This is a genomic window from Roseovarius spongiae (genome assembly GCF_003651245.1).
In the GTDB taxonomy this organism is placed as follows: Bacteria; Pseudomonadota; Alphaproteobacteria; order Rhodobacterales; family Rhodobacteraceae; genus Roseovarius; species Roseovarius spongiae.
On record NZ_RAPE01000002.1, the window covers coordinates 897,639 to 920,253 of the forward strand.

At 66.1% G+C, this 22,615-nt stretch carries 16 protein-coding genes and 1 tRNA gene; 10 read left to right on the forward strand and 7 right to left on the reverse strand.

Features of this window, described 5'->3' with window-relative positions; translation table 11 throughout:
* Positions 1-160 precede the first annotated feature (160 nt).
* The 4 genes from D6850_RS19490 (at position 161) to D6850_RS11085 (ending at position 5,199) form a co-directional block, all read left to right on the forward strand.
* Positions 161-2,428 (forward strand): hypothetical protein, encoded by a 2,268-nt coding sequence (locus tag D6850_RS19490; RefSeq protein ID WP_166434045.1) that lies wholly within the window; start codon positions 161-163, stop codon positions 2,426-2,428.
* A complete protein-coding gene (locus D6850_RS11075; protein ID WP_166434046.1) occupies positions 2,410-3,873 on the forward strand; it encodes a site-specific integrase in 1,464 nt (487 codons plus the stop codon). The genes D6850_RS19490 and D6850_RS11075 overlap by 19 nt, the downstream gene beginning before the upstream one ends.
* A gap of 384 nt (positions 3,874-4,257) precedes the next feature.
* The gene (locus D6850_RS19295; RefSeq protein WP_147438896.1) at positions 4,258-4,683 is read left to right on the forward strand and encodes a hypothetical protein; all 426 of its coding nucleotides are present in this window, start codon (positions 4,258-4,260) and stop codon (positions 4,681-4,683) included.
* A gap of 75 nt (positions 4,684-4,758) precedes the next feature.
* Positions 4,759-5,199, forward strand: coding sequence for a hypothetical protein (locus D6850_RS11085; RefSeq protein ID WP_147438897.1), 441 nt, complete (start codon positions 4,759-4,761; stop codon positions 5,197-5,199).
* Between the two features lie 271 nt (positions 5,200-5,470).
* Here D6850_RS11085 and D6850_RS11090 read toward each other — a convergent pair whose 3' ends face one another.
* The 3 genes from D6850_RS11090 to D6850_RS11100 form a co-directional block, all read right to left on the reverse strand.
* A complete protein-coding gene (locus D6850_RS11090; RefSeq protein WP_121166734.1) occupies positions 5,471-8,314 on the reverse strand; it encodes a DUF6538 domain-containing protein in 2,844 nt (947 codons plus the stop codon).
* Positions 8,315-8,389 (reverse strand) — tRNA-Gln (locus D6850_RS11095).
* A 90-nt stretch (positions 8,390-8,479) separates the two neighbouring features.
* The gene (locus D6850_RS11100; RefSeq protein ID WP_121166736.1) at positions 8,480-8,980 is read right to left on the reverse strand and encodes an SH3 domain-containing protein; all 501 of its coding nucleotides are present in this window, start codon (positions 8,978-8,980) and stop codon (positions 8,480-8,482) included.
* A 103-nt stretch (positions 8,981-9,083) separates the two neighbouring features.
* Here D6850_RS11100 and D6850_RS11105 point away from each other — a divergent pair, with 103 nt between their 5' ends.
* The 5 genes from D6850_RS11105 to D6850_RS11125 all read left to right on the forward strand — a co-directional run bounded on the left by D6850_RS11105 (position 9,084) and on the right by D6850_RS11125 (position 16,444).
* Positions 9,084-10,070 carry a 2-hydroxyacid dehydrogenase gene (locus tag D6850_RS11105; RefSeq protein ID WP_121166738.1) on the forward strand — a complete coding sequence of 329 codons (987 nt, stop codon included), beginning with the start codon at positions 9,084-9,086 and terminating at the stop codon, positions 10,068-10,070.
* Positions 10,071-10,100: 30 nt separating this feature from the next.
* Positions 10,101-11,882 carry a gamma-glutamyltransferase gene (gene ggt, locus D6850_RS11110; protein WP_121166740.1) on the forward strand — a complete coding sequence of 594 codons (1,782 nt, stop codon included), beginning with the start codon at positions 10,101-10,103 and terminating at the stop codon, positions 11,880-11,882.
* Between the two features lie 88 nt (positions 11,883-11,970).
* Complete coding sequence (locus D6850_RS11115) at positions 11,971-12,975, forward strand: hypothetical protein (RefSeq protein WP_121166742.1); 1,005 nt, start codon at positions 11,971-11,973, stop codon at positions 12,973-12,975.
* Positions 12,976-13,162: 187 nt separating this feature from the next.
* The gene (locus D6850_RS11120; RefSeq protein ID WP_121166743.1) at positions 13,163-13,831 is read left to right on the forward strand and encodes a hypothetical protein; all 669 of its coding nucleotides are present in this window, start codon (positions 13,163-13,165) and stop codon (positions 13,829-13,831) included.
* Positions 13,832-13,933: 102 nt separating this feature from the next.
* Complete coding sequence (locus D6850_RS11125; RefSeq protein ID WP_121166745.1) at positions 13,934-16,444, forward strand: GcvT family protein; 2,511 nt, start codon at positions 13,934-13,936, stop codon at positions 16,442-16,444.
* Positions 16,445-16,453: 9 nt separating this feature from the next.
* Here D6850_RS11125 and D6850_RS11130 read toward each other — a convergent pair whose 3' ends face one another.
* A complete protein-coding gene (locus D6850_RS11130) occupies positions 16,454-17,668 on the reverse strand; it encodes a glycosyltransferase (protein ID WP_121166747.1) in 1,215 nt (404 codons plus the stop codon).
* Positions 17,669-17,873: 205 nt separating this feature from the next.
* On the opposite strand from D6850_RS11130, the gene D6850_RS11135 reads away from it, so the two are divergent.
* Positions 17,874-19,241 carry an oligosaccharide flippase family protein gene (locus D6850_RS11135; protein WP_121166749.1) on the forward strand — a complete coding sequence of 456 codons (1,368 nt, stop codon included), beginning with the start codon at positions 17,874-17,876 and terminating at the stop codon, positions 19,239-19,241.
* On the opposite strand, the gene D6850_RS11140 is transcribed toward D6850_RS11135, so the two are convergent.
* The 3 genes from D6850_RS11140 to D6850_RS11150 all read right to left on the reverse strand — a co-directional run bounded on the left by D6850_RS11140 (position 19,221) and on the right by D6850_RS11150 (position 22,359).
* On the reverse strand, positions 19,221-20,426 hold the full coding sequence (locus D6850_RS11140) for a GumC domain-containing protein (protein ID WP_245964158.1): 1,206 nt from the start codon (positions 20,424-20,426) through the stop codon (positions 19,221-19,223). The genes D6850_RS11135 and D6850_RS11140 overlap by 21 nt on opposite strands.
* Positions 20,427-20,603: 177 nt before the next feature.
* Positions 20,604-21,596: a CpsD/CapB family tyrosine-protein kinase gene (locus D6850_RS11145; RefSeq protein ID WP_121166753.1), complete on the reverse strand. Its 993-nt coding sequence runs from the start codon at positions 21,594-21,596 to the stop codon at positions 20,604-20,606.
* Between the two features lie 37 nt (positions 21,597-21,633).
* A complete protein-coding gene (locus D6850_RS11150) occupies positions 21,634-22,359 on the reverse strand; it encodes a sugar transferase (RefSeq protein WP_121166755.1) in 726 nt (241 codons plus the stop codon).
* Positions 22,360-22,615 lie beyond the last annotated feature (256 nt).

Below are 22,615 nucleotides of genomic sequence, written 5' to 3' on the forward strand. Positions count from 1 at the left end.
CGGATCCCCCCGATGTCCCCCGATGACCTTCGGCGTCCCTCGCTGTCCACCAATGGCCGAACAAGGCCGCCCCCGTCCCCATTTGGCGCCCTCACGCGGTGGTTTTCATCGCGAAACCACCGCGTGAGGGCGCCCCTCCAGATAAACAAGGAAAAGCAGAATGATGATGCAGGAAAATACGATTACCCCGACCAACGACACCAGGGATCTCGAGCGCGCGCTCTGGCTCTCGAAACTCACGCCGGCATCCCGCAATCCGACAATTGCCAGCCTGCGTGCAATCACGATCGCATTGGGACGCGACGGTGTGCTCTCTGTCGATGAACTCGAGGCAATCCTCCTCGACCCGTCGGTGGAACTGCGCGCGCAACTCGGCGAGCGGGCGGCGCAGCTCCTGTCCGACGCAAGGCGTGCCTTGCGGGTCTGGGCCGACGAGCCGACCCGCTGGCTCGCCGTGAACCTGCGGGGGCGGATCCCGACGCTCCGCGACGCCCAGCAGGCGGCGGGACTCACAATGTCCCGGGATGATGCCAAGCGGACCACTTCGGCTCTGGAGGTGCTCGCGTCCGCCGAGCAATCCACGACGAAAGACATCGCCGCGACCGAGGCGATGGTCTCGACAATCTTCAAGCGGTTGTCCCCCGAGGATCTGGACTGCAGGACGAGAAAGACCTTCGAGAACAAGCGATCGCTCTGCCTGCGCGCCGTCCGTCTTGTCGACTGCTCTCGCAAGAAGGTGCGCAAGGTCGATCTCGCCAACATGTCCGACGCCGCGAAGCGCGCGTTGACCGCAGTTTCAGAGCGGCTAAGGGACCATGAAACCAGCGCCCTCGCGATTGCGCGACGGTTCGTTCTCTTCGCCGATCACTTCGACGCGGATCTCGACGATCTTGATCCGGGCTTGGCGCTTTCCTTCTACGAGGCCGAACGGTCCAACTTCTCGAACAGCCATGAAGAGAAACTGCGTCGCTTCGTCCGGGCGTGGAACGAGGCGGCATCCGCCACCGGCCTGGCCCGAGAATTGCCTCCGCCCACGCTGCCGGTCTACCGGCAGGCAACGGTGAAGTGGCATGATGTTCCGCAATGCATCCGCGCCCCGCTGGATCAAATCCTCGAAAAGGCCGTGTCGGCAAGGGCGGAATGCGCCTGGGAAGACCTGGTCTCCGAAAGCACGGACGATGAATATGCCGAGTTCGGCATATTCGACGACGCCGGGGGCGATGCTGGAAAAGAAGACGCCGCGATCATCATCGAGCCAGGAACGAAGAAAAATTGGCGTGACGCTGCAAAACGCTCCTGGCGCGCAGCTGAAGAGGACCATCGGATCACGAGCAAACCGGCCTCGCTGGCGGACCTCTGCGACGTCCAGGTTGCCAAGGCGATGGCCGTCGGCGCCCGCAAGGCCCGGAGGGCGCGCATGGAGGCGAGCGGGGAAACTTGGAATGCGAAGGAAAAAGGCCGTTACGAGCATTCCCTTGTCGAGACGTTGTGCGCCATCGCGCGCCACATCGGGATCGACGAGACCCGGCTGAGCGCCCTCGAGGAGTTCAAGGTGTCCATCGACCCGATGGTCGTGGCCACAAAACTGAAGAAAGACGGGACGAAGACCCGTGTCTACACCAGCCGCAGGATCGGCAAGAGACACAAGGTCAAACTTGCGCGCTTTTCCGAGGAAAGCCGGCTGCGAAGGTATTTCGAGGCCCCCGGCGAGCTCTGGAGGATGGCATGCAAGGGCCTGCAGAAGAGTCGGCGCCCGAGCAAGCAGCATATCGCACTGGCTCGCAACGCTCTTTTCCTTCGGATCTCGCAATACACGGGCCCGCTGCGCAGGACCAGCCTCGTGGGGCTGCGCCACGAAGGCGACGACCCGCATCTGATCCTTCCCGCGGGTAGTGGCACAGGGACGCTCGTGATTTCCGCGATCGAGACGAAGACGCTGAGCGAGTTGCACATCCAGATCGATCCGGGGACCGTGAAGATGATCAAGTACTACATCGCGCATTTTCTTCCCGAGGCCCGCCGGCTTGCCGGTGCATGCGCGAAGAACCCGCACCTGTTCCCGGGATATCCCCGAAAGGACGACGAGGTGTCCAAGCATGCGCCGGGCATGGGCCACATGTGCAAGGAGAAGGGCAACAATACCTTTCGCAACCAGCTGTGGCGGCATTTCAGAATCGATCTGAATCTGCATGTCATGCGGCATCTCGCCGGCAAGATCATACTCGATCAAGATCCCAGTGCCATGGAACTGGTGCGGGTCCTGCTCGATCACCGGCGTATCGAGACGACGCAGAGCTACTACGCCGAAGTCAACGCGATCATCGCTCAGCACCGCTATCTGCATCTTCTCAAAAAGAGCCAGCGGAGCGTCCTTGCGAAGGTCAATTTCAAGATCATGGAGGATCCCGCATGCCGAAACACCGGGTAACCGCGCCGCGTGACGCGTGGCCGGAGGTCCTGCGCGTCCGGTTCGACGCCCTGTCGCTTTCGGAACATCAAAGACACCGTCTGGGTCACGCGCTCGGGCGGTGGGTCCTGCTCACGCCGGACCCTCTCGTTGTGACGCGGGAGACTTGCGAAGCCGTGATCGCACCGATTCAGCGCACGCAGAGGGGCGTGGCGGCAAGCCTGCGGCAGGTCCTGGGGCTCGTATTCCCGGAGGCCGCGCCCATGCTCTATTCCCTCAGAAAACCGAGGCGCCGCAAGCCGCGCGACCCGCGGGGCGATCTGGCGGAGCATCTGAAAAGACATCTGGGACGATGCCCGCAGGAGTGGCAGGATCGCGCCGCGCCGATGTTGATCGTGGACTCGGACGGTCTCGGAGATGGCCTGCTGGTCCAAGCATGGGCTGCCTCGACGCTGAAGAGGCGCGTGGAAGCGGCTGGCCGGTACTTCGACTGCTGCGGCAGGTCCGGCTTGTCACGCGTCTTGCATGCTGCCGGGGTAAAGGCCCGTCTGATAGCAATGCAGAAGGCCGGACGCAGACCGAACGCCGCCTGCATGGAAATCGCGAGCCTGCTTGCGTTCTCGCGTGTCCTGTTCCCGGAAAAGGATCATGGCTGGCTCGAAAAGACCCACCGGAGCCTGAAGAAAATCGCTGCGGCTTCTCCGTCACGCAATGCCGGCCGGGCTCTTCCCGCCGACGATCTCAGACAGTTTGGCCTGCAGGTCTTTGAGCTGGCAGATCGAAGATTCGACAAGGCACGCCTTCGGCGAGACTTCGAAGATGCCCACATGCTGGCGCGGACGGCCCTGGCACTCGTGTTGCTGACGGAAGCTCCGATGCGCGTCGGTGCGCTGGCCTCGGCCGATGTCACTCCCGGCCTTCTGTCACGTCTTGTCATGATCCATGTGGAGGGGTGCGACACGAAAACAGGCGAGGCGGAGACCAGACTCTTCAGCAGCGAGGCCGTGCGGTGTCTGTCGTCCTACATTTCCCGGCACCGCGCCGCGATGGCACTACCCTCGGAGAACAAGCTCTTCGTAGGCGACAACGGTCTCGCCGTTCTCGGCGCCACCCTCTCGGAAAACATCGGACGCCTGACCGAAGATCGGCTCGACCGCCGCGTCACGGCGCACCCGATCCGCCATTCGGCCGCGAATTTCATCGTCGCACGCGCGCCGGAGGAGGCCGCCCTCGCGTCGGTCATTCTCGGTCACCGCACGCGCAGTGTGACGCCGATCTACACGCGCAGGGCCGGTCAAGTCTTGGCGAGCAAGAAGCACGCGGAGGCGGCGAGGCGCACTGCTGAGCGGCTCGGTGCGGATACGGAAGTATTTCGTCGAAAAACGGCGAAAACCCCGCGCAGAACACGTCAAGACCGGCCTCTCCGAAAGAAGGGGCAGAATGCGACCGAAGAGCTGCCGAGGTAGTCGGTTCCCGCATTGATCGACGTGCATGCGGCCACGCGGCCTTAGAAGGGCATTCTATACCCGCGGCGGCGTGGCAGTCAGGACAAGTCGACCCGCCCTCACGGGCCTGGTCGTGAAGGTTTACCAACCCGAGGCCAGATCGCTGCGCCAGAGCCCGGTCGGAACTTATCAGAAAAGCATCTCGGAACAGAAGGTTGGGAAACTGCTGCCGGCGATCTCGGCGCGCCCCTTCTCGCGAGGGCGCGCCGGTCTCAGCCGGGCAGCGCGGAATGAAACGAGGGTCGGCCAATGGAATTCCTTCGGCTGCTACCGGGAACGCCGACCTGAAACCCCGTCCAAGGAAAGGAGGCAAGGACGCTTGATGCGGACACGACTGTCCGTGCAATGAACGAGGAGAATGAGATGTCACCAACATCAGATGGCAAGCACAGCGAAGCTGTGGTGAGAGCCGCGGAGCAGTTCGTCACGCGAAAATATCAAGAGCTCGTCCATGGGGCGGGTCTCTTGGGCGGCGTGGGCGCGCAGAGCCGGTGCGTGAGGTTGACCGCGCGACTGCGGCGGGCCGACCGCATGGACCGACATTGCTGGCGGGAACTGCAGTGGCTGCGCGATCTGTTTTGTCTGCAGATCGGTGATGATCCCGAAGGACTCAGCGCGGCGCATTTCTGTGCACTCTCTCCGGACGACCCCGCGGTGCATGATCTGTGCCTGCTGGCGGAAGCGCTTGGCGACCTGCTCGCCGAATTCGACAGCGTGCAGACACAGGCCAATTCCAAGGAACCTGACAATGCGGGCCGCGATGCGGCTTGACCTCTCCGCCGGCGTGCGCGCCGGCGACTTGAATGGCGGTCGCATGGTGCGCCGCCGGAAAACCAAGGAGTGGTCATGCGCAATACATATCTTCAGATGCCGCTGGAGGATCTCTTTACACATATCCTGCTGGAAACCCGGCAGATCAGTGACGGCCTCCGGCATGCCGACATCTTTTCCTCCGCAGTCGAAAGGGCATGCCATCTGCGCGACCTCGCGATGATCTCCGGGGATAAATGGGTCGATACCGATGCGGTCCGGAACTTCGAGCCCCTCATTCGCCGTCTCGACGCGGAACTGGAAGACGAGACGATCGCCATCGTGCAGGTGTTTCACGGCCACAGCGATCCCGACCACGGTGCTGTGGGGACTGTGGAGAAGCGACGGGACCTGACTGAAAAGGGGAAGACCGTTCTCTCGCTTCTGCAGAGCCTCCGGCGTCTTCGGTACATGATCGAGATCGCAGATGCTCGGATCAATGCTGAGAGGCTCGTGAACCGGCGCCTGCACGTCTGATCTCATCTCGCGAGCTGCGGCGACCCGCCCTCGGGTGGGTCGCCGCTTTTGTCTGGCGTTCTGTCTTGACCTGTCCCCGACGCGCGCAGGGCGCGTATGATCATGCCTCCAGTTACCTAATACCCTGTCGTGCCAATGGCGCTTCCTGTCCGGTTGCGGCCAGCCACGAACGAGATTTTCCGAACGATACCGGGACAGCAGTGGGCTTGTCACGATGCGCGCAACGAGAACCTCGACGACGAAGTTTTGGCGCCTATCTCGAACCTGTCACCTATCTCGAATAAGGTGGCCGCACGCTCTTACTGCGCTTCCTTTCCACCACCAGTGGCCGTGGCTTCCTGACAGATTCCTCGACCGGCTCCGGAGAGACGTCACCGGCGTGGACGAGGGTTTCCCTGAGCCTTGCTTCGGCGCTCTTGCTGAGGCGCCCGAGGCGGTGATGCAGCCTTACAGTATCTTCCTCGGGAACAAGGAAGCGCCGCCGCAAATTGAAGCGCGTCGGAATGTCGAGCTTGGCTTCAGCCATCTCGATGGCCTGGACAATCGCAAGTTCATGCGGTGCCGGACCCGTAGTCTCGATCGGGCTACCCCAAGCGATATCGAGGAATTTCCGGCCAGCCATGGCGCGGGTCTTCACGACAACTCCCGGACGAGCAGTCGACTTGGTGAGGCCAGCGCGCCGGCTCGGAAGAGCGCACACCACAAGATCCCCCGCCACGAGATCGACAGAGCGACAGCCTGGCTCCTGGACCACCGGTTCAGCATCAACCACAGGCGCGTTTTCGATTTCCTCCGATTCCTTGGTGACGCCGTGCTTCGCGGCGGGAGCGTAGAACGGTTTGTCATCGACCAGTATCAGCAGGTGCTCGACCGCTGCCGTAGCCTCTTCGCTGGCCGGCATCGTGAGCGAATACTGTCGGCCGAGCGTGATGATCTCAGACGCGACCTCTTTCTCATCGAGTGCGCTGCATTCATTCCACGGGTACGCCGACGGCGCCTTGCGGCCAGAGATGGCGGCTTCGAACACGATCTCGTCGGTTTCCGCATCCCGGAGTTGAACGGCGGAAACCTCGCGCCGATCGGTCAAGGCTATGTGAACATCGAGAGCCGACTGCATGGCGGTGCGATTGCCAACGATGATTGGGAAGCCAAACCGCCTGTCACTGCCGACTTCGATGCCGTAGTCGACGGCATCGAGCATGTCTTTCAACTCCAGAAGGCCATGATCCGAATAGTGCCGGTCAATGGTCGTTCCCTCGAGGTGGCCGAGGATCCGCTGACGTGTGCCGGTATCGATACCGAGACCCATGAGCTTGGAGGACAGGGTGCGCCGCATGGCGTAGATATCTTCACGGGTGTCTTGAAGCTCCAGCGTCTTCAGGAGGTTTCGCAGCCGGTCGCCGAAGATCTGTGAGCGCCTTCCATGGCTATTGTCCGGCTGAATTTCAGGGAAGAGCCAGGTTTCACCACCCTTCCGTTTCGCTACGACCCACTCCCGAAAGCCGAGTTCGAGAAGGATCTCCGGGATCGGCAGGACGCGCCGGGATTGTTCGTTCTTCAGCACGGCGTCTTCTTCGTCTCCGACGAAGAGGCAGAGGATCCCGTCGCGGCGCACGACATCCGGCACCGCGGCCTGGAGGATCTCCTCCGGGCGCACGCCCATGGTGAGCATGATGAGCGGGACCCAGTAGATCGCGTCACGGATGATGATGCGTTTGCGCGCGGTGGCTTTCCGGCTGCGCTGCTTGGGTGACGATGTGCCAAGATAGATCGACGAGCGCAGGAGCCTCGACACGTGCTCAAGCGACCAGGACATCCGCCGCTTTGGGCGCGACACACGTCTCGGAAGCTTGCAGGGAGTCTTCTGAGACTTGTGCCAAGCACGCAACCGGTTCTTCAGCTGCGCGTGGGAGGGTACGAGACGATCTTCGTCATCGACATCCCGTCCGACACGTTTTCGCCCGAGCGCGGCTCGGAATATGCGGTTGAGCATGTCGCGTTGGACGAACAGGTATCCGTCCGTGAGCCGAGGCGTCAGTTCCAGCACGAGGCGGCGGCGCTTGTCGGGCACCGACAGCGTGTCGAGGCTCATGACTTCCTCGAGCAGCCGAGCGTCCCGCGCATCGGCGTCGCGGATCTCCTGCAGGGGGCACAGGTCCTTGCCGATCTTCTCGTGCCTGTTCCGGCCGTGGCCCTTTCCCCAGCCCTTCGGCAGCATCCATACCTTGAAGAGGAACTCGAAAGACTGCTCGAGCTCGATGGACGCCACAGGCACGTCGCTGAAATACGCCAGGGCGAGTTTCCCGACAACGCGGATCTTGGTCTCCACGTCTTGCGGGGCCTCTTCGCAGGCTTTCTCGATCGCCTCCGACAACAGCATGGGCGGCTTCATGGCGTCCCGGGTCGGCTTTAGCCCGTGATCGATCAGCAGATCCCGCCCGACATCGAGCGGGTCGTCGAAGTCCCGCTCCACGCGGGCGCTCAACTCGTTGAGGCGGCGCAGGAGGGAGAGCACCTGCCGGGCAACCGCGGGGGCCTCGACAGCCTCGAGGGCGAGGCCGTTCTGCCGCGCGATGTCTCCTGCGATTGCGGGCGCCACTGACCAGTCCCGGGCGCGCTGGGCGTCCCGGATGCGGCTGGTCTCTGCATCGATCCTGCGGAGACAGGCCTCGGAGCCATCGACCGACGTGTCGCCTTCCTGCCTCGCGATCATGTCGGCCACTGCCCGCCGCACGATCTCTTTCAGCATCGCCCGGACCCGGGCCTCGCTGACGGGGCTATCCTGTAGTTCTTCGAGCACGTCTCTCTCTCCTGCCTCGACCGCGGAGAGCATGTCGGCCGACCGCTTTACCGCTTCGGCGAGGAGGTGGGTGCGGAGCGACACCGACAGAAAAGCCGGCGCGCCGAGACAGCGTATTTTTTCGGGCCAGCGCCGCCGGAAGTAGAAGATCCCGTTTCTGCGAACGAGATGGAGTCCCCATTTTCTCGACGGTTCGCGCGTTCTACACCGCGTACGATGTGAACCAGTTTGTGAACCACTGCGACGTGGAGACGGGAGGCTGGCCGCTTGACCAACGGCTATCCCATTGGGAAGTATGGAGTTTTTCGAGGACATTGGCTGGGGTGGTAGGATTCGAACCTACGATACACGGTACCAAAAACCGCTGCCTTACCACTTGGCTACACCCCAACGGCGTGGTGTGATTACTCTGCCCGTTCGGGCGGTGCAAGCCCGGAAAGGGAAAATTTTGCCGCCCCCCGCGCGGAAGGGGGCAGGGGGTCAGTGCAGGGTCTCGTTGGCGCGCACGCCCCAGAGATCGGCCTTCTTCACCCAGCCGCTGTATCCGGCGCTCTGGATGCGGCACCAGGGACCGTCGCATTCGTCGACGCGGGCGATCACGCCCAGTTCGAGCTGCGCGATCACGCGCGAGGTCGGGTCGCGCTTGGCCTTCATTTCCAGCATGTCGGTCTCGACGATCACGGTGCGCACGCCCGACAAGAGCGAATAGTGCATCCAGCCGCCGGCGCCGTCGCGGTCGCGCACGCGGCGCCAGTGACCGTGCTCGGCGGTGATCTCGAGCGGGATGTCGCGGCGCTTGAAGATCCAGTCGACGCGGTGAGTGCGGCTGGGTCCGCGGCGCACGTTGCCTTCGGACGCCTTCATCGACACGAAGCGCGGCAGCGGCAGGTTGGTGACGGCGCCGCGATCCTGCGCGGCGGCGGAGAATGCCTGCGCGCAGACCAGCAGGCCGGCGCAGAGAACTTGGGATACGTTTCGCATCTCGGGTTCGCCTGTCTATTTTCGCGGGGGGTTCTTGCCCCTCGTCCGTTACTGCGCCACTCTGCCAGCAAGCTGCGCGCAAGGAAAGGTCGAGGAGGACCGAATGCCAACGGAACGTCTGAGTGTTGTCGTAACGCGACGCCTGCCCGAACCGGTCGAGGCGCGGCTGGCCGAACTGTTCGACGCCCGCCTCCGCGCGGACGACACGCCGATGAGCCGCGAGGAGCTGGCCGAGGCGATCCGCGGGGCGGACGTGCTGGTGCCGACGCTGAGCGATCGCATCGACGCGGGGCTGATCGGGCAGGCGGGGGACAAGCTCAAGCTGATCGCCAATTACGGCGCGGGGGTGGATCACATCGACGTGGCCACCGCGCGCCAGCGCGGCATCCTGGTGAGCAACACGCCGGGGGTGAGCGCGGATGACACCGCCGACATGACGATGGCGCTGATTCTCGGCGTGACGCGACGCATTCCCGAGGGGCTCGCGCTCATGCAGTCGGGGGACTGGCAGGGCTGGTCGCCCACGGCGCTGATGGGCGGGCGCGTCGGGGGCCGGCGGCTCGGCATCCTGGGCCTTGGGCGGATCGGGCAGGCGGTGGCGCGGCGCGCCAGGGCGTTCGGGATGCAGATCCATTACCACAATCGCAAACGCCTGCGCCCGGAGACCGAGGACGACCTCGGCGCGACCTATTGGGAGAGCCTCGACCAGATGGTTGCGCGGATGGACGTGATTTCAGTCAACTGTCCGCACACGCCCTCGACCTTTCATCTGATGAACGCGCGGCGGCTCAAGCTGATGAAACCCGAGGCGGTGATCGTCAACACCTCGCGCGGTGAGGTGATCGACGAGAACGCGCTGACCCGGATGCTGCGCGCGGGTGAGATCGCGGGCGCCGGCCTTGACGTCTACGAGAAGGGGCGCGAGGCCAACCCGCGCCTGCGCGAGTTGAAGAACGTCGTGCTGCTGCCGCATATGGGGTCCGCCACCGTCGAGGGGCGGATCGAGATGGGCGAGAAGGTTCTCGTCAACATCAAGACCTTCCAGGACGGCCACCGCCCGCCCGACCAGGTCGTCCCGTCGATGCTGTAGGCGCGGACCGATTCGCCATAGGAGCGCGCCATGCGCCTGCTGACCGTCCTTTGTCTTTGCCTTGCGTTGCCAGTCGCGGCGCAGCAGGCTGCCGATGCGGTCGCGCCCGAAGCGGGCGGCGCGGCGGCGCAGGCCACCAGCACGCAGGTGGCCGAGGCGCAGCGCCGCAAGGCGGCCGGCATCCCGGTCGAGGCCGGTGAGTGGATGATCGTCGCGGCGCACCCGCTGGCCGCCGAGGCCGGGGCAAGGATGCTGCGGGAGGGGGGCACGGCGGCCGATGCGCTGGTCGCGGTGCAGCTGGTGCTGGGACTGGTGGAGCCGCAAAGCTCCGGGCTTGGCGGCGGGGCGTTTCTTGTCTGGTGGGACGCCGCGAGCGGCGCGCTGACCACGCTCGACGGGCGCGAAACCGCGCCGCTCATGGCCAGTCCACGCATGTTTCAGACGAAGGACGGGGCCCCGATGGCGTTCATGGACGCGGTGCCGGGCGGGCTGTCCGTCGGGACGCCGGGGACGCCGGCGCTGTTGCACGCGGCGCATCGGCGGTGGGGCCGGCTGGCCTGGGCGCCGCTTTTTGACGATGCGATCCGGCTCGCCGAGGACGGCTTCGATGTGAGCGAACGGATGGCGGCCTCGATCGCGGGCAAGGCCACGGCGCTTGCGATGTTCCCCGACACGGCGGCCTATTTCCTGCCCGGCGGCGCGCCGCTGCCGGCGGGCGCGCGGCTGCGCAACCCGGCCTATGCCGACACGCTGCGCGCTTTCGCCGCCGAAGGGCCGGACGTGTTCTATACCGGGCGTATCGGGCGCGCGATCGTCGCTGCAGTGCAGGGCGCACGGGTCAATCCCGGCCTGCTGAGCGAGGTCGACCTCGCCATTTACCGCGTGCGCGAGCGGCCCGCGATCTGCGCGCCCTATCGCGGCCATAAGATCTGCGGCATGGGGCCGCCCTCCTCGGGCGCGCTGACCGTAGGGCAGACGCTGGGCCTGTTGTCCGGCTTCGACCTTGGCGCGCTGGGGCCGATGGACGCGGAGGCGCGCCGCCTGATCGGGGACGCGGCGCGGCTCGCCTTCGCGGACCGGGGGCGCTACATGGCCGATAGCGACTATGTGCCGATGCCGACGCGGGGTCTGCTCGACTTAGGTTACCTGGCCGGGCGGGCGGACCTGCTGCGCGGCGACGACGCGCTGCCCGAGGTCGCTCCGGGACGGCCGGAATTCGATCACGCCGCCGCCGAGTGGAGCGCGGACGGCACGGTCGAGCTGCCCTCGACCTCGCATATCTCGATCGTGGACCGCTACGGCAACGCGCTGTCGATGACCACCACGATCGAGAGCGGCTTCGGCTCGCGCCTGATGGTGGGGGGCTTTCTGCTCAACAACGAGCTTACGGATTTCTCGTTTCGCAGCCACGAGGACGGCGTGCCGGTGGCCAACCGGGTGGAGCCGGGCAAGCGGCCGCGCTCGTCCATGGCGCCGACCATCGTGATGCGGGACGGATCACCGGTGTTGCTGATAGGTTCTCCGGGCGGTAGCCGGATCATCGGCTACGTGACCAACGCGCTGATCGCGATCCTCGACTGGGGGATGAACGTGCAGCAGGCGGCAATGATGCCGCACATGATCAACCGGTGGGGCGCCTATGACCTCGAGGCGGGCACGGCCGCCGAGGCGTTGGCCGAGCCGCTGCGCACACTTGGCTACGAGGTCAAGTTGCAGGAGATGACGTCGGGCCTGCATGCGGTTGCATTGCGCGACGGCCTTTTGTTCGGCGGCGCCGATCCGCGCCGCGAGGGCGTCGCGCTTGGGGAGTGACGCCCGATAAGCGCCCCGTGTGCATCTAACAATCGCCGGAATTCGTCGCCAGATTGCCTCCGGATACCGGAGCGCAAGAGGCAGCAGGATGAACGGATTCGCAATCGCATTCGCGGCAATCGCCGCCGCAACGGCTATTGGCGTGGATTACATGGCGCAGGCGCAAGCGGCGGATGAACCGCTTGGCAGCTACTCGGTCGCCGCCTACTCACAGACCGTAAGCGACCGCGTCGGCGGATTGCTCAAGACCGCCGAGCCCGCGCCGCCCGTTCCGGCGCGCGACTACCTGCCCGATGCGCCCCCCGGCTGGGAGCGGCGGGCCTGGTCGCCGGTCGATGAAAGCGGAGATGATCCGATCAAGACCGAATCCATGGCCGACATGGATGACAGCACGGTCATGCGCGCCGCCGAGGGCGTGATGAGCGGCAAGGAAATCGCCCGCGCCGAGCGCGATGTCTGGGAATATGTCGGCCCGTCCGGCACGATCCGCCTGTCGGCGACGCATGAAGATTCAATCGGGCGCTCCTTCACGCGCAAGCTGAAATCGGATCCCGGCACCATCAACGTCATGCTTCGCCACGGCCGCCCGATCAAGTTCGGCAAGGTGGCGGGCGTCACGTTCTACGGCGCCAAGCGGGACGAGTGGGACAGCAGCGGCACGCTGCCGCTCACCCCGCCGATCTTCGTGCGCGGTCATGTCGGCAACGATATCGAGATCACCGCCTATGCCGAGGGTAACCACGACACGCTGATCGACCTGCTGGCGGCCATCGATTACGACGCGCTGAACGAGATGCAGGCGACGCCGGCGCGCCGCGTCGGAAGCGCGCAAGGGCCGTTGTCCGCGGCGCAGCGCAAGACGATGCTGGTCCGCGCCGGGCAGCTTGAGAATGCCCGCGTCAAGGCGCGGCGCGCGCTTGAGAAAGCTGCCGAAGCCGAAGCGCCCGCCAAGCAGGAACCAAAGGCTGCGAACCGGCTCGAAATGCAGGCGAAGCACGCGCTCAACCGGGGCGCGGACGACCCCAAGCGTCTGAAGGTCGGCGGCGAGGATTGCGACACGCAGCGTGTCGGCAAATTCTGCGGCGTGAAGTAACCCGGTCCAGTAGAGGGTCGCAAGACAGGCCGTGGCGGAAAAATCCGCCGCGGCCTCTTGGCGTGCGCGGGCAAACGCGCGACACTCGACGACGTCAGGAAGGAAGACGCCATGACATCAACGCCCTATCCGGGCCGGGGCCCGGGATTGATCCCGCCGGCCGCGCGCCGTACCGCGGCCGCCTGACATGCGCGCGGGCGTCCGGTCGGCTCTCGCCCTCTGCGGCCTTGTGGTTCTGGCGCTGGCGGGCTGCGCGCGCCCGCTCACCCCGAATGAGCGCGCCTTCGCCAGCGACGTGATCGGTCCCTCGCTCGATCTCGACAAGGTGCGCGTCACGCGCGATCTGGGGCTGCGCCCCTTGCCGCCCAAGGGGTCGCAGGCGCCGCGCCTGCTGCCGGTCGACGCGCCGCCGCTCAAGGGGTTCTGCGACCGGCTCGAACCCCAAAGCCAGGCCGGACCGCCGCCGGCCTTCGCGCTTTATGACCGCGTTCATGTCGCCGATGAATTCTATCGCCCCGACCTCGCGCCCGGCTGGCCGCGCGCCGCGCTCTTGCCCGAGGCGCTGATCCTCGCGCATGAGCTGGTGCATGTCTGGCAGTGGCAGAACCGGGCGCGCACGGGCTACAGCCCGGCACGGGCCGCGTTCGAGGGATTCGCCCGCTTCGATCCCTATTTCTACGTGCCGCGCGGCCGCTCGCCATTCGAGGGCTTCGGCTATGAACAGCAGGCGGCGCTGCTCGAGGATTACGTCTGCTATGCGCTTTACGATCCGGGCAACCCGCGCCGGGCCGATCTGCGCGCGATCCTCGGCGGGCATTTCCCGCTGGGGCGGCTCGATTCGGCGGTCGGGCAATAGCGCCCCGCGTCGGTTTTGCGCGTCCTTGTGTCGGCTGGGCCGCGCATGGATCGTCAGGCGTGATACATCTTGGCGCAAATCGGAACCAGGGAGTCGCCCGCGATGAAAACCACAGTCAAAGCCCTTGTCGTCGGCGGCGGCGCCGTCGGAACCTCGATCGCCTATCACCTCGCCCGCGCGGGCTGGGAGGACGTGATGCTGCTCGAACGCGACGAGCTGACCAGCGGCTCCACCTGGCACGCCGCCGGGCTGCTGCCGCTCTTCAACATGAGCTACGCGACCACCCATATCCACAAGTATTCCGTCGATTTCTACAAGACGCTGGAGGAGGAGACCGGGCTCAACGCCGGGTTCGCCGTCGTCGGCAACCTGCGCATGGCCCAGACGCAGGAGCGCATGGACGAATACATGCTCTACGCATCCACCGCCGAGACCTGCGGCGTGCCTTACGTCTGGCTCACCCCGGACGAGATCAAGGAGAAATGGCCGCTGATCGAGACCTCCGATCTCAAGGGCGCGCTCTATCACAACACCGACGGCTACATTAACCCGGCCGACGTGACGATGGCGATGGCCAAGGGCGCCCGCCAGCGCGGCGTGATGATCGAGCGCAAGTGGCAGGCCGACGCGTTCCACTGGACCGGCGACGCCTGGGAGGTAACGGCGACGAAGATGGTCGAGAAGGGCGGGAACCTCGTGCCGGGCGACGAACAGATCGTCATCACCGCCGAACACGTGGTCACGTCCAGCGGCAACCACGCGCAGCGCACGGCAAGGATGCTGGGGATCCGGATGCCCGCGATTCCGGTCGAGCATCAGTTCATCGTGATGGACCAGGACCCCGAGTTGGTGAAGTTCCGCAAGGAGGCGGGCAACCCCGAACATCCCGTCATCCGCGACGCCGACGCGCAAAGCTACGTGCGCGAGGAACGCGGCGGCTGGATCCTCGGCGTCTATGAGAAGGGCGCGCCGGCGCGGTTCGAATACGGCGTGCCGGACAGTTTCCGCGCCGACCTGTTCCAGCTCGATCTCGAGCGGATCGAAGAGCAATACGCGGCGATGATCCACCGCATCCCGTCCTGCGAGGAGTCGGGCCTGAAGGACGATTTCAACGGCCCCATCTGCTACACGCCCGACGGCAACCCGCTGGTCGGCCCCGCGCCGGGGCTGCGCAACATGTGGCTGGCCGAAGGGTTCAGCTTTGGGATCACCGCCGCCGGCGGAACCGGCTATTACCTCGCGCAGATGATGGTGGAGGGCGAGGCCGAGATCGACATGGCGAGCCTCGACCCCAAACGGTATTCGTCGGACTGGATGACGACCGAATTCGCCGCGCGCAAGAACGAGGAATGCTACGACCACGTCTATGTCCTGCACCACCCGGACGAGGAACGCCCCGCCTGCCGTCCGCTTCGTACGGCGCCGGCGTACGACCGCCAGAAGGCGCGCGGCGCGCAGTTCGGTTTCGTCAACGGCTGGGAGCGGCCCAATTACTTCGGGCCGCTGGACGCGCCCGAGAATTTCGATCACGACGCGCGCAGCTTCCGTCGCGGCGGCTGGTGGCGATACGCGGTCGAAGAGGCGCGCGCGATCCGCGAGGGCGTCGGCCTGATCGACGCCACCGCGTTCACCAAGCATATCGTCAAGGGGCCGGGCGCGACCGCGTTCCTTGACTGGTTCACCTGCAACAAGCTGCCGAGGGTGGGGCGCATCAACCTCACCTATGCGCTGACCGCGCATGGCACGACGCGCACCGAATACACCATCGTGCGCCTGAAGGAGCATGAATATTACCTCGTCTCCGCCGGGGCGTGGAGCGAATACGACGCCGATTTCCTGCGCAAGGCCGCCGAGGACAAGGCCCCCGAGCTCGGCTATATCGAGATCCAGGACGTCACGACCCAATGGGGCGTCTTCGCCATCGCCGGGCCGAAGTCGCGCGACGTGCTGAACGCCGTCATCAAGGACCCCGATCCCGCCACGGCCCTGTCGAACAAGCGGTTCCCGTGGCTCTCCGCGCGGCGGATCGAACTGGGCATGTGCCCCGTGAACGCGATCCGCGTCGCCTATACCGGAGAGCTCGGCTGGGAGCTGCATCACCCGATGGAGATGCAGAACTACCTCTTCGATCTGCTGGAAGGGGCGGGCGAGGCGCATGGCATGAAGCTGGTCGGCGCGCGCGCGCAGAACTGGCTGCGCCAGGAGAAGAGCTACCGCGCCTTCGGCAACGAGCTTGGCCGCGACGCCACACCGCTCGAGGCCGATCTGCCGCGATTCATTGATCTGGACATGGAGTTCCACGGCAAGCAGGCGCTCATCGATACCGGCGTGCGCGTCAAGTGCGCGACCTTCCTTATCGACGGGCCGGACGACGCCGATCCGTGGGGGCGCGAGGTGCTTTACACGCCCGAGGGCGAGCGGGTGGGGCGACTCACCTCGGGCGGGTATTCCGTGGCCTTCGGCAAGAGCATCGGCATCGGCTATGTGAAGCCTGAGCTGGCGACGCCGGGGACGGTTCTCAAGGTCAAGATCATGGACCGCCTCTGGGACGCCACGGTGACCGAGGACAGCCCCTATGATCCGAAGAACGAGCGTATCCGCATCGACGGCTGAGCGCGCGTTTCAGCCCTGCGGCCCGGCGGCGGCCTTCATGTGCGCGGCAAGCCGGGCGGCCTCATCGTCGACGTCGTGACGCTTCAGCACGCGCGCGCGGGCGGCGGCGCCCATCGCGGCCAGCTCCGCGGGCGGCAGCGCCGCAAGCGCGCGCACCGCGTCCGCGAACGCGTCCGTATCACCCGCCGGAACCAGCCAGCCGGTCACGCCGTCCTGCACCAGTTCGGGCGTGCCGGCGATATGGGTCGCGATCACCGGGCGCGCGGCGGCCATCGCCTCCATCACCACCATTGGCAGCCCTTCGGCAAAGCTCGGCATGACGAGGGCGTGGGCGCGGGCGAGCGCCTCTGCGACGCCGGCCTCATCGAGCCAGCCGGCGAAGGTGACGGCGTGAGCTATCCCGGCGGCGCGCGCCGCGTCTTCGAGGTCGGCGCGCATGGGACCGTCGCCGATCAACGTCAGGCGCAGATCCGGGTGGTCGGGAAGCAGCGCGCGCAGCATCGGGACCAGCATCATCTGGCCCTTCTGCTCAACGAAGCGCCCGATGGCGACAAGATGCGGCGCGCCCTCCGGCAGCGGCGCGGGCGGGGGCAGGCGGTCCGGTTCGATCCCGCAATGCACCACCTTGATCCGGTCCCAATGCGCCGCCGCCACCCAGCGGCAAAGCTGGCTGCGCCCGAAGCTGCTGATCGCGACCGTGAAGGCGGCGCGCTCGACCTTGGGCCCCAGCGACAGGGCGCGCGGCGCGTCGAACTCCTCGGGGCCATGGACGGTGAAGCTGTAACGCGGCCCGCCGAGCATGCGCGAGAGCATCGCGACCGCCGCGGCGTTGGTGCCGAAATGCGCATGGGCGTGTTGCGCGTTCTCCTGTGCGCAAGTGGCGGCGACATGGGCGGCCTCGGCCAGGTAGACCAGGTGGCGCAGGCGGCCGACCTCGGACACCCCGCCCATCCGCCACGCCATGCGCAGCGCGCCAAGCGTGGCGCAGGGGCGGCGGAGCAGGCGGCGCAAAAGCGCGCCCGCCAGCGCGGGCAGACCGGCGGAGAGGACGTAGCGCGTACGCGCCGCCTCGGCCCGATCTTGGGCGTCGACCAACTCTGCATCCGAGGCGCGCATCGCAAGGCGCGTGATCTCGAACCCCTGCCGCTCGAGCGCGAGCATCTCGCGCCGGATGAAGCTGTGCGAGGGCTGCGGATAGGTGTTGAGGATATAGGCGATCTTCACGCGGCGGCTGTTCCCGGTCGTTGCTCCGCCCGAGACTAGGTCGGCGCGGCGACAAGGGAAAGCGGCGGCGCGGTGAATTCGCGCCGCCGCGTGCCGAGGAGCACAGTCGTGCGGCAAACGGCAGCGGCGCGATTGACCGGAACCGCCCTTGCGCTTAGCGTCCCAGGCCAGGCGGGGGCGCCGGCAAGGGGCGGGAAGCGGCGCGATGAAACGTCTGATCACGGCAATGAGCGGCAACCGCCTGACCGCGCGCCTGCTGCGCAGCACGTCATGGGTGCTGGTCGGATTCGGCGGGGCGCAAGCGATCCGGCTGGCGTCGAACCTGATCCTGACGCGCATCCTGTTCCCCGAGGCGTTCGGGCTGATGGCGCTGGTCACGGTCATCACCGTCGGGCTGATGATGTTCTCGGACGTGGGCATCGGCCCCAGCATCAGCCAGAGCAGGCGGGGCGACGATCCCGCCTTCCTGAACACCGCCTGGTCGATCCAGATCATGCGCGGCTTCACGCTTTGGGGGCTGACGCTGTTGCTGGCCTGGCCGGTGGCGCGGTTCTACGATCAGCCCGACCTCGTGCTGTATCTGCCGATCGCGGGGCTGGCGCTGGTCATCACCGGTTTCTTGCCGACACGGATCGAAACCGCGCACCGGCACCTCGCCTTTGGCCGGCTCACGGTGCTGGATCTCACCGCGCAAGCCATAGGGTTGGGCCTGATGGTGGTCGTGGCGCTGGCGACGCAGTCGGTCATCGCGCTGGTTCTGGGCGGGCTGTTTACCGCCACGGCCAAGCTGTTCCTGACCACCCGGTTCCTGCCGGGGCCGCGCAACCGTTTCGGGATCGAACGCGCGGCGCTGCGCGAACAGGTGCATTTCGGCAAGTGGATTTTCCTCAGCACCGCCTTCGCCTTCGTCAGCGGGCAGGGCGACAAGGCGATCCTGGGCAAGCTGCTCGCCCTTGGGACGCTGGGGATCTACAATATCGGCTATTTTCTCGCCAGTTTCCCGATCATGCTGGGCATGTCGATGGCGCAGCAGATGCTGATCCCGGTCTTTCGCGACCGCCCGCCGACCGAGTCGCGCGCAAACCGCGCAAGGTTGCGCAAGATGCGCTTTTGCATGTCGGGCGGGCTGTTCGCGTTGCTGGGATTGATGGCCTTCGCGGGTCCGTGGGTCGTCGAGCTGCTCTATGACGACCGCTACATGCAGGCCGGGGCGATGGTGGTGCTGCTCGCTTGCGGGTTCCTGCCGCAGGCGATGGGGCTCAGCTATGATCGCGCGGCGCTGGCGGCGGGGGATTCGCGGGGGGCGTTCGTATTCTCTGGCGTGCGCTCGACCGTGCAGATGGGGTTGCTTTGGGTCGGGTTCCAGTGGTTCGGGCTGCTGGGCGGGATCGCGTCCTTCGGGATCGCGATGGTGCTTGTGCATCCGATGCTGATCCGCCTTGCGCGGCGGCACGGAGCGTGGGACGCGCTGCATGACGCCGTCTTCGCCGCCCTGGCGCTGGCCATCGCGGCGGGGGCGATCCTGCTGCACGCCGACGCGATCGCGGCCCTGTCAGCGCCCGCGGCCCCCTGAGGCGGCGCGGCGGAAAAGCCGTGCGAAAACGCCGGGACGGCGGGGCGAGCGCGCCTCGGGGATGGAGACCACCGGGCGCAGGCCGATCTCGCGCTCCAACTGCTCGGCCGAGCGGATGACCGGGTGGCGCAGGTCGAGAACGAAGGCGAGGCCAAGCCCGAACAGCAGGCTCGCCGCCGCGCCCAGCAGGAAGATCACCTTGCGCGAGCGGGTGAAGGGATAATCCGGCAGCGGCGCGGGTTCGAGCACGGTCAGGCGTTCGGACTGGCGCCGGGATTCGAGCTGATAACCGACCTGGGCCTCCTGTCGGTGCGCGGCGACCTCGCGCAACTGGGTGCGCAGATCGGCCAGCCGACGGTCATACTGCGCCATCCTGAGGTCAAGTTGCGGCGTCCCGGCGAGATCCTCGCTCAGCCGTTCGCGCGTCGAGGCAAGGAGCGCGCGCTCGGCCTCGAGATCCTGCATCAAGAGCAGGTCCTCCTCGCGCTGGCGTCGCTCGATGCGGCTGGTCGCGGGCGCGTCAAGGCGGCGCTGCAGGGCGAGCATCCGCCGGTCGATGGTCAGGATCGACGCGCTCGCCTGTTCGATCTCGCGCTGGATGGATTCGGTATTGCCCGGCAGCGCGACGTCGTTCTCGGCGCGAAAGCGGGTGATTTCGGCTTCGAGCGCGGCGACGTCCTCTTCCAGCGACTTTTCGCGCAGCTTGAAGAATTCAAGCGTTTCATTCGCCTGTTGCAGCCGCGTGCTGACGCTGAGCGCAATCGTGTGCTGGGAAAACTCGTGCGCGATCTTCTGCGCGCCCTCCGCAGAGGGCCAGTCGGCGGTGATCCGCAGCAGCGACACCGCGCCGTCGTCGCTGTAGCCCTCTCGCGCGGCGGCGACGCCCTGGATCGACACCGATTTGCGGATCGCGGCGACCTTTTCAGATCGGGTCATCTGCGGCTGGTCGGCGAACAGGCCGAGCTTGGCGATGATGTCGAGGACGGAGTCGCGCGACATGACCTGCTGTTCGATGATTTGCAGGCGGCGGGCGGATGACCCGGTGATCGTGCTGGGGGCGAGATCGGCGGCGATGGTCGGCTTCTGGACCTGCAACACCTCGGACGAACTGTAGAGATGCTGCTGCCCGAGGGCGTAGAAGAATGCGAGGATCGAACCGATAAGGAACATGGCCACGATGGTCATGATGCGCCGGCGCACCATGTCAATCGCGTCAGCAATCGAATAGATCGATCCCATCAATCAGCCTTTTGCCTCAAATGCGCCTGCTGCCGCGGCGCCGGTCCCGCCACTTCGTGCGGCTGCGGACCACGGATGGCACATCATATGGGCAAAACTATGACAGCCCGCCAGTATCGGCGGTCAGGCCGCGGCGCGCGTCGATGGGTCGCGCGCACGGTTGAGGAGAACCCCGAGCAACTGGGTCCGGCCTTCGAGGCGGCGCTCGCATTCCTTGATCTGCGCGCCGAGCGTGCGGGTCGCGTCCGCCACCAGCAACACGCCGTCGACCTGCGGCAGGAACGCCTGGAGGTCGTCATGTTCCAGCATCGGCGGCAGGTCGTAGAGCACCACGTCAGGCAGCAGCGCGCCGATCATGTCGTCGAGCACCGCGCCGGAGCGCTTGGATTGCAGGATCTCCGCCGGGTTGACCGGGCGCGCGCGGTTCAGACCGACCGCCAGCGTGTCCGAACAGCGCAGGATATGGTCGCGCGTCGCCACCTGCCCGGCGAGATAGCGGTGCATGTCGCCCGGCCCGCGCAGGCCAAGCGCCTGCGCGACGCCGGGCCGGCGCTGGTTGAGATCCATCAGCACGGTGCGGAAGTCGGGAATGCGGCTTATGCTGAGCGCGAGGTTGGTCGCTGTGAACGTCGTCCCGCAGCCCGATGTCGGCGCGGTGATCGCGATCCGGTTCCAGACCTCGCCCTGCAACGTCTGAAGCAGTTGCGTGCGCAGATCGTCGATGACGCGCAGCACCCGCCGGTCCCCGCCCGAAAGCGCCATCTGAGCGTTGAGCGCCGAGGTCGCGCCCAGCCCGAGCGGGATCCGCTCAAGCGATTCCCAGCTGCCGGGGTCATAGGGGGCGAGTGCGTTCATCCGGGGCTGATGGGGCAGGGCTCCGCCCGGCGGGCGCGCATCGGCGATCCCGAGCGACGGGTCACGCATGCCCCATTTCGCCGGCATGAACTGGCCGTTGACGCGGCGCGTCAATTCCAGGTCGAAGGGCAGGTCACGCATGTCCATAGCCACGGTGCGCGCGTCGCGCTCCGCGTCAGCGTCGGCGCGCCCCGATCCTGCGTCGGTCCGCGCGGTCCGGTCCGATTCGCCCATGTCTTTCACCTTCTGCACCTGGGTCATATGCCGCCGCGCGCATCCGGCGGGGCCTGGTCTGTCGTCAGTATCCCGTGCGCTTGAGCACTGCGCCGACGGTCAGGAACAGCACCTTGAGATCCTGCGCGAGCGAGAGAGAGCGATCATATTCCGCGTCAAGCGCCACCCGCAAGCTGAACAGGCCCTCGTTGCGCTTGGACACCTGCCACAACCCGGTAATCCCGGGGCGCAGGGCGAAGTAGTGTTCCGCATCGCCGTAGAGCGGCAGTTGATCGACCATCATCGGGCGCGGGCCGACCACGCTCATCTCGCCCAGCAGCACGTTCCAGAGCTGGGGCAGTTCATCGAGCGAGGATTTGCGCAGGATCGAGCCCACGCGCGTGATGCGCGGGTCGTTCTTGAGCTTTTGGGTGGTTTCCCACTCGACGCGCAGCGCGGGATCGTTGGCGAGGTGATCGGCCAGGCTCGCGTCGGCGTCCCGCACCATCGTGCGCAGCTTGAGGATGCGGAACACGCGCCCGTCTCGGCCAAGCCGGTCCTGCCGGTAAAACGGCGCACCGCCCTCCACCCAGAGCAGGGCCGCGCTGATCCCGATCAGGAGCAGCGCAATCGGCGCGCTCAACAGCACGAACAGGATGTCGAGCGTCCGCTTGCCCACGCCCCGATAAAACCCACCGGTCCGGCGCGCGCGCGCGCCGGAGGGGCGGCGGCCCGACAGGTTCATCAGTCCGCGCTCGGCGACGGCATTCAGCCCGTTTGGCTGATGCGCGTGAAAATTCGTCTCTGACATCGGCACTCCCCTATTGCCTGAAACCACATTTACTCGTCATGCCCTTCGCGCCTCGTCAGAGCGCCGCTATCCTGCGGCTTTCCCCGGCTGTTTTCCCGCGCCCGTCGCCGGGATGTTCCCGCCGTCGAACGCCCGCCCCCGGGGTTCAGTTGGTTTGCGCCGCGCGGATGGCGAAAATTCGCCTTCAATGCGACACAATTCAACTTAACACTTATCGCATCCTTGTTAACAATATCAGGGGAAACATTCTGTTTCC